The sequence below is a fragment of the Neobacillus niacini genome (genome assembly GCF_023715785.1).
In the GTDB taxonomy this organism is placed as follows: domain Bacteria; phylum Bacillota; class Bacilli; order Bacillales; family Cytobacillaceae; genus Neobacillus; species Neobacillus niacini_E.
Genome location: NZ_JAMBOX010000011.1, coordinates 184,776 through 193,065, shown reverse-complemented (window position 1 = coordinate 193,065; position 8,290 = coordinate 184,776). Strand labels below are relative to the sequence as shown.

The 8,290-nt window shown below is 39.5% G+C and carries 7 protein-coding genes and 1 pseudogene; 2 read left to right on the top strand and 6 right to left on the bottom strand.

Annotated elements, in window-relative coordinates:
* Positions 1-190: 190 nt before the first annotated feature.
* Positions 191-436, bottom strand: coding sequence for a hypothetical protein (locus M3234_RS19315; RefSeq protein WP_262306286.1), 246 nt, complete (start codon positions 434-436; stop codon positions 191-193).
* A 740-nt stretch (positions 437-1,176) separates the two neighbouring features.
* Positions 1,177-1,344 (bottom strand): annotated as a pseudogene (locus tag M3234_RS19310) (tyrosine-type recombinase/integrase); the annotation flags it as partial.
* 78 nt (positions 1,345-1,422) lie between these two features.
* Here M3234_RS19310 and M3234_RS19305 point away from each other — a divergent pair.
* Positions 1,423-3,483, top strand: coding sequence for a catalase (locus tag M3234_RS19305; RefSeq protein WP_262306285.1), 2,061 nt, complete (start codon positions 1,423-1,425; stop codon positions 3,481-3,483).
* 65 nt (positions 3,484-3,548) lie between these two features.
* Here the strand turns inward: M3234_RS19305 and M3234_RS29745 are convergent, their stop codons facing one another.
* From M3234_RS29745 to M3234_RS19290, 4 genes are all read right to left on the bottom strand, one after another.
* The gene (locus M3234_RS29745; protein ID WP_396953970.1) at positions 3,549-3,701 is read right to left on the bottom strand and encodes a hypothetical protein; all 153 of its coding nucleotides are present in this window, start codon (positions 3,699-3,701) and stop codon (positions 3,549-3,551) included.
* Between the two features lie 577 nt (positions 3,702-4,278).
* On the bottom strand, positions 4,279-4,629 hold the full coding sequence (locus tag M3234_RS19300; RefSeq protein WP_262306284.1) for a hypothetical protein: 351 nt from the start codon (positions 4,627-4,629) through the stop codon (positions 4,279-4,281).
* Positions 4,630-5,501: 872 nt separating this feature from the next.
* The gene (locus tag M3234_RS19295; protein WP_262306283.1) at positions 5,502-5,924 is read right to left on the bottom strand and encodes an ACT domain-containing protein; all 423 of its coding nucleotides are present in this window, start codon (positions 5,922-5,924) and stop codon (positions 5,502-5,504) included.
* A 418-nt stretch (positions 5,925-6,342) separates the two neighbouring features.
* Entirely contained in the window at positions 6,343-7,122 is a 780-nt protein-coding gene (locus M3234_RS19290) for a Cof-type HAD-IIB family hydrolase (RefSeq protein ID WP_262306282.1), read from the bottom strand.
* A 311-nt stretch (positions 7,123-7,433) separates the two neighbouring features.
* Between M3234_RS19290 and M3234_RS19285 the strand changes: the two genes are divergently transcribed.
* Positions 7,434-8,243 (top strand): S1C family serine protease, encoded by an 810-nt coding sequence (locus M3234_RS19285; RefSeq protein ID WP_262306281.1) that lies wholly within the window; start codon positions 7,434-7,436, stop codon positions 8,241-8,243.
* Positions 8,244-8,290: the final 47 nt, after the last annotated feature.

The following is an 8,290-nucleotide window of genomic DNA, read 5'->3' as shown; positions in this document are numbered from 1 at the left end:
ACTAAATAACACAAAACTTCCAAAATTAGTCTAACGGAAGGTTATTTGGCATGTACATTTTTAGTATATCATGAGATATTTTAAATCTTTATTGAAAAATATTGACAAACTATTAGCTGGTTTAGCTCAATAAGTTCTACAAAAAAGAGCGTTAATCCTTCTTAGATTAACGCCCCCGTTGAAGATAATCCTACTTTTCGGAGATTGGGCTAATTGTCATATTCACATCATCAACGTCATTTTCGTTAGATACCATTCCGAATATCCTACAATTACCACATTTTTTACATTCAAACACATATCTTATTTCCTCGTTATACTCATTGATGTTTTCTTCGCTTTGATATTCTGTTTTAAGACTACTTTTATACCATTGGTTTTCGGAACATATGTCACATATTAATTCCTTTCCCCAAATTCTAACTTCGTTTAGCATTGAACGACACCCCACAATATTTGCAATCACTTATCAATTCAACTAAATTAGGATTATTTCCTTCTTTCAATATTTTGCTCCTTTAGTTGATCAACAAAAAAAGAGGTGCCGCCGCAACTCATCTTCAACTCAATTCCCCTTTAGCTTAATAGCAATAGGTAAGACTTTGATGTAATCTCCGTCTTTTCCCCTGCTCCGCACCCAACGTGCGATTTTCACCGCATTAGGCGTTCTATCTTATTCTTTTAGACTAAGGCAATTAAATTACAAACTTTATGAAATTGGTTTAACTTCCTCAATTGTTTTCTCTCTAATTGAAGAATATAAACAATATTATTAAATGCATCCGAAATGCGTGATGACTTACGTAGTAAAACACTTTCATGGTTAAATGAAGAACTTGATGGTGTCTTACCCAAACAAATACGTGAAGATACCCGGAAATATTTTTCGAAGAGCAACATATAAAACAAACCTCTCGTGAAATTCCTGAATTCACAGGAGTTCAGAGAGGTTTTTTCTTAGTTCATAGAAAATGTATGTTTCAATTGTTTATTGATAACTTCAACCAATACACAACTTTACCCGTTCACAATCTTAGTAAGTTATTCAAGAAAATGGCCGTTTGTTGAAGAAAATTTAACATGAAGGGCGTATATCTGTTGGTATTTCATCATCTGGACTAATTTGTTTCATTGGTCATTTATATCAAATCTGAACAGCCCCTGTTTCAAAGCTTACTCAAATACTCTTCGCTTGGTACTATCTATTAATTTTGCATACCGGACAGTCATTTCAAGAGAATTATGAGCTAAAAGTTCCTGAACTGTAAGTATAGCAGCTCCACTATTTAACATTTTAACTGCATACGTGTGTCTGAACTGATGGAATCTAAAATGATAAATATCTTCGAATACTGGGGAGAACTCGGGAATACATATACTATAGCGTTAAATGCATTATGATCTTGGGGGGTATGAGATAATATGAATTACGATGACGCTCCTAACGAAAAAGAGAATCAAGGCAACAAAAAAAATGAACAACTTGAGGAATTTCGTGTTCAGAATACGGGAAAGCCCCTTACGACAAGTGCGGGATTAAAGGTATCCAACAATGACGGGATATTGAAGGCAGGAGCTCGAGGCCCTGCTCTGATACAGGACTTTCTGTTTTTTGATAAGCTGATGCATTTTGACCGAGAACGTACTCCAGAACGCGTCGCCCATGCTCGAGGGTTCGGTGTTCACGGGACATTCCAGGTTTATCAGTCGATGAAGCGTTATACCAAGGCGGGATTCTTACAAAATCCAAGTGCAAGTACGCCCGTATTCGTCCGCTTTTCAACAAATCATGGCGGTCACGGATCGATGGATACCTCGCGCGATTTACGAGGCTTCGCAGTGAAATTTTATACTAACGAGGGCAATTTCGACCTATTATCATTAAATATACCCGTGTTCTTCGTGAATGACGCACAGAAATTTGTTGATTCACATCATGCGGCCAATCCAGATCCACGCACGGATATGCCGACAGCTTCAGCAGCACAAGATAACTTTTGGGATTTTGTAGCAAGTAACCAGGAGTCCGCGCATTTTATCATGTGGCTGATGTCGGATCGGACGTTGCCAAGAAGTTGGAGAATGATGGAGGGTTACGCGATCAATTCATATCGGTTCATCAATGACCAAGGAACCTCTCGATTTGTACGCTTTCAATGGAAGCCAGTCCTCGGCGTACATTCGCTTCTCCAAGAAGAATCCCTCATCATCGGCGGGTTGGATCCCGATTTTCACCGGCGAGATATCTATGAGGCGATTCAACGCGGGATATATCCCGAGTACGAATTTGGGGTGCAAATGATCGAAGAGGAAAATGAACACGCATACGAATTTGATGTTCTCGATCCGACGAAGCTTTGGCCGGAAGAAATCGTTCCTGTTCATTACATCGGAAAGCTGACACTGAACCGTAATGTCGACAACTTTTTTGCGGAGACCGAGCAATCCGTTTTTGATCCGACCAATGTGGTTCCGGGCATCGGTTTTTCCAACGATCCGATATTACAAGGCCGACTTATCGCTTATCGCGATACGCAGATGTATCGATTGGGTGGTCCGAACATCAATGAAATACCTATCAATCGACCGCTCTGTCCTTTTCACAACTACCAGCGAGAAGGGGCTCATCGCCAACGCATCGATATTGACCAGGTTAACTACTATCAAAACTCATTAGCGGGCAATACACCCAGTCCAACACCAGTCGAACAGGGCGGGTTCGATTTCTACCCCGAAAAGATAAAAGGCTTAGCCACCAATGCCATAAGCGACACGTTTAAGGACTATTTTTCCCAAGCACGTCTGTTCTGGAATAGTATGTCTGACGTTGAAAAAAACCATATATTACAGTCATTCATTTTTCAACTCTCAAAAGTGAAGAGCGAATCTGTTCGTCAACAAGTCGTGGATATGTTCGGACAAGTGGACCATACATTGGCTTCCACCATTGCTTCAAACATCGACGTACGACCACCATCGACCAAGCAAGTTTCCGTTTCTGCGTCCTCTCCAGCTCTGAGTCAAGCCAATACACCGCATTTCCCCTATACCATGAGGGTTGGCGTTCTGATTGGCGACGGGTTTCCCGATCAAGAGGTCATCACAGTGGTGAACACGCTCGTCGAACATGGAGTCTTCGTGGAGTTTGTCAGCGATCGATTGGGTACGGTTACAGGAGCACAAGGGACGACCATCACGTTGGACCAAAATTTCTACGCGGCGAATCATGTTCTTTATGATTCTCTGTATGTTGTAGGTGGACGCGTGCAAAATCAAGCTGCCTTTGACTGGTATGTGAAAGACTATATCCAAGGGACATACAAGTATTACAAACCGATTGGCGTGGCAACCACAGGGGCAGCGTACATAGAGCCCCAGAAAAACGGAGAACTTGAGGGTGTCGTCTTTGCTTCGGGCACTAACAACTTCGGGGAAGCGTTTGTTAAAGCAATTGCGAAGCGCCGATTTTGGAACAGGAAGTAAAAGGGGCTGTCGTATAGAACAGCTTGCTTACTTGCAAAATTAGGTGAAACGAAGAGATGGCGGTGCTAGGGAGACGTTCCTAGTACCGCCATTACTTGTTTCGATAATGGATTCGTAGGATCTATTGGAACATTTGTTAGATTGATATTTATTTGATTAAGTGATAACGACCTTCCTGTAGTTCCTGTCATTTCTCCATCAGTCGAGCACCATACCATCCAATATCGGATCCCACAAAGCCAGTGTAGCTGAACAGGAAGTTCGTTTAATTAATGCCATGCGTTTAGTTTGGGAACAACACGTGTACTAGACAAGAATGACAATCAATAGAATTGCCTTTTATTTACCTGATGTAGACGCTGTTACCGGACATGCTACTCCGAAACGCTACAGATATTGGGAATTTACTAAAGCCTTTCTATGGAAATAGAATAGCCGCAAAGTTCAGCAATTTAATAAGGGAACACCTTTTAATTGCTGCGGAACATGTTAAAGCCACAAAGGCAGGAAATCAAAAACCTGTAGCGGATACAGAGAGAAGATGGTATGCAAATGGAGAAGAAATTGCCGAATTCCTAAGCAGAATAAATCCGTTTATATCACGAGATGAATTTCAAGAAATGTTTTTCAAACATCTGGCACTTACTCTATAAAGGAAGCATTATTTATACTCCACAACAAATTTCAATCAAGTATTGCTATGTTTGATTAAATTGAAGCACAGCTTTACAAATGGCGGACACAATTACAGATTGCGCCTCCTATTCTTTGAGGTTTCCAGATATTAGTTTTGAGTTAGATACTATAACACCAGTCTTTATTGCATATAAATATATCAGTTATATATTGGTATATCTTCTCTTCATTCTTCCAAATCCATTTATCAATATGTTCCATTATGGTTTCATCATTATATTTATCTATCCCCGTCATATACATAGTAAGAATTTCATTTTCTTCTTTTGCTTTTAGTCTACTTATAAGTATGGCGGCAATAGAATCATTTAATATTTCATAATATGTCCAAACTCCCGACCTATCGGACTGTGCTTGCCAATTCAAAATCTCGCATAATTCAATATACCAATCAGGCAAGGTGCTCTGTTCTCTAAAAAAAGAATATGCAATAGTAAACAATTCAACCATTTAATGATAATCATTGATGTTATAAAAGAAGTTAACAATATATGTTTTATTAAACCGCTTTTATTCCCAATTTTTTTGGGGGAACGTTCAAACATATTACTGCATAACCTGTGGCTTCAGCAGTTGTCAATTTTGGCTTTTGGTAAACAAATGCAGTCCAAATGATAAGACAAACTAAAATGCGGAAAACTTCTTCCTTCAAATTTGTGGCCTTTTTAAACACGTTTATATCGTATAAAAATGTAATTTGACACCCCCTCTAAAAGTCCTGCCGTATTGCACGATCCTCCCGTTATTTGAAGAAGGAAAAGCCTTGCTCCTTTTTTTAAGCAAATCCCCATGTTGTATCCATTAGTGTGCTATACTGCACAGTTGGTGGTATCCCCCTTGTTTTAAAAATATTGTTAATTTGATAAACTAGGCATCCATCCAAACATATTTAGATGGACACTCATAATTTACTGTAACTTTGAATGAGAGGATGATATTAATGATTTACTACATATATTTGCATCACTACAATCCATGGTATAAACCATTTGTCGTTCCGTTTATTCCCCCATCACCGATACCACCAGCTGCTATTACCTATCGAAATATAAACGAGTATAGTTTAAAATACCCTTATTAAACTAGACTTCCGTAACGACAACTAGATTTTGTATGAAAGCAGCCTTTCGTTGAAGTAGAAAAGTAATTTTTATTAAAGATTGTTTATTTAGCGGAACTGGTCTCAGTCCAGTTTAATTTTTTCTATAAAAACAAAAAAGCTCGGTCAAATTGACTAAGCCTTTTTGCGAATGTGCGTTACTGGTAAGTAAGGGGCGATCCCCCCTATTCAGCAATCGCCCCCGGTAGTGCAATAACCTTTTTTAAATATTGTTAAAAGTGTGACCTTCATTCTCTAATACGACTTTTGCCTTCTCAATTGAATGGCTTTTAATGAGCAGGTAATCCGTATTAAAGGTTGAAATAGCAAAAATACTGATTTTGTTTTCGGCTAACGGATTCGCTAATGAAGCTAATATTCCAGTTAAGCTAAAGTCTAAAACCCCCTCTACTTTTATACACTTCCAATCGTTTTCAACATCCTTAAATACTTCATTCATCGATAAACATTCGGAAGGACACACGATGGACAGTTCTTCATCTGTTCGGGTAATAGAAAATACATCGGAGTTTATTGCCCACAATGGTATTGTGTCAGTTGGTGGAAATTTCACAACAGAAAAAGTTGAATCTAAAATTTTTAATTTCATATTTTTAGCACTCGCTCCTTGTAGAAATGATATCATTTATTCCTTCAAACCCTTGTTTTACTAACCTGCACTTTACTTCAATAAGAAAAGCCATACTTTCTTCTTGAGGTAGGGCCCCCGTTCAATAAGGATTCATTACATTTTTCCTTCTTTTATCCATCCCCATATTCGAAAACTACCGAAAATTGACACCAAGAATAGAATAATCATCGTTATTACCCATATCAATAATCTATTTATTTCTCTTAAACCATCAGCATTTACAAATACAAAAGCTGAAAAGCCGATTAACACTAAATAACAAAATACATTAGGAAGGATCCATATCAATCGTAATTTTGTATTTTTCAATAATATCACCCTTACGACAAGCCAGATTGGTTAAGGTTTAGGGAAAATCTATCCCCCAATGCCCTTTGTATGCATTTTTAAAAATAACTGAGGCCTGCTTAGGCTACAATAAACCCACCATTTGAAGGCCATGAAAAATGCCATGATCTTCAACAGATTTTGTCACATATTTGGCTACTTGCTTTACTTTTTCGTCGGCATTTCCCATGGCGACACTATTTTCCACCATTGAAAGCATTTCAATATCATTTAAACCATCGCCAAAGGCATAGAGATGCTCTTGAGAAAACCCTAGTTTTTTCGCAATCTCGCTGATTCCTTTGGCCTTGGAGCCACCTTTTGGAACGACATCCATTGCCACAGGATGCCATCTGACAAAATCGAAGTCTTGAAACTCCTGCTCGTATTGCTCCTCTTCCCCTTCTGCGCAAAAAAGCTGCGCTTGATATAATTCGCGCCCTTTATAATAATGCGGATCATAAGTAGGCAAACTGGTTGATTTAAAAAACTCAAAGCTTTCTTTTATATATTTGTGTTCCGGAACATTAGCTTTCATATCTTCATGGTCCATATAGACGACCGGATGATTTCGCTGCAAGGCTGTGCTGGTTAATTTTTCAACAGAGGAGATTTTTAAAGGATTTGTGTATAGGACTTCCCCTTCCAACACAACGTACTGCCCGTTATAGCCAATGTAGGTGTCAATCGCCAATTCCTTGCGCAAGTCCTCAAACATAAATGGTGCACGTCCTGTTGCAATGGCAACAACATGCCCCCTTTCTTTTAATGTAAAAATAGCTTCTTTCGTTGATCTTGGCAATTTTTTATCCTCGTCCAATAAAGTCCCATCTATATCAAAAAATATTACGCTCTTGTTCTCCATGTCGCTCCTGCCTTCCCATTTCAGCTTTGACAACACTGACAAAGTGATTTCTGATTGTATTATACAATTTTAGATACTCTTTTAGGAAAAAATAAGGGCTACCAAAACGGTTTCTCTTGAATAATCTACTTTTCTCTCGGATAAGCTTCTTTTACTCTCGGTTAAGGAACCTATTCTCTCGGATAGTCATCTGTTACTCTTGGATAAGCATCTTTTACTCTCAACTTAGAAGATTTGCTTGAAAAATCATCCCCTCCCCCGTCCAAACCGCTATAATAAAACTATCATCACCATTTATGGGGGCTATTGCGTTGGACAAGGAAAACCAGGATGTAAATCAGGAACCGCCTGAGTGGGAAGCATCACTCACCGAGGAAGAAATAATCGAATGGGAAAAACAGAAGGCCAAAAGTAAAAAACGCAGAAAAGTTGCTGCCAAAATAATTAGTTCACTGCTTGTGTTTGCTCTTTTAATCAGCACGTTGGGCATGTGGTTCGATGTATTTAACCTGCCTGCGATTCGGTTTGTCAAAGTGTCTAACCAACTGTCCAAGCAACCGGAAGTGAAAGAATACAAAAAGTCTGTTGTCTCGCTGGAGTGGGACGGTGTGAGGGGGACTGGTTTTACCGTCGCTCCTGATGGGTTAATCGTCACCAACCACCATGTGGTCGAAAAATCGAACCGGGTAAATGTTTATTTCCGTAACGGCGAATCTTACGTAGGTAAGGTCATTGCCACCCGGCCGGATCTTGACCTTGCCATTGTTGACATAAAGGCAGAGAACTTGCCCGTTCTGCCGCTTGCCGCAGAACAAGATTGGGAAATATGGAAAAGCGAGAACATTCTTTTTATCGGCAATCCGCTAGGCTTTTCGCAAATCGCCAATGAAGGCGTGGTGAAAAGCCCAGTCCAGTTATCTGGATGGGATGTTCCCGTCCTGATGATTGAAGCCCCGATTTATAAAGGAAACAGCGGAAGTCCGGTGATCAATCAGGAAGGACAAGTGATTGGCGTCATTTTTGCCACCTTGCAAAACCCGGAAGTCGAAACCAAAGAAATTATCGGTGCTGCCGTACCGTCGTTCTATATCAGGCAGATGCTTGATGAAGTGAAGAACTAAGTTGCCTCCTTTCGTATGGAGGCTATTTTTGTGATAATTTATGGTTA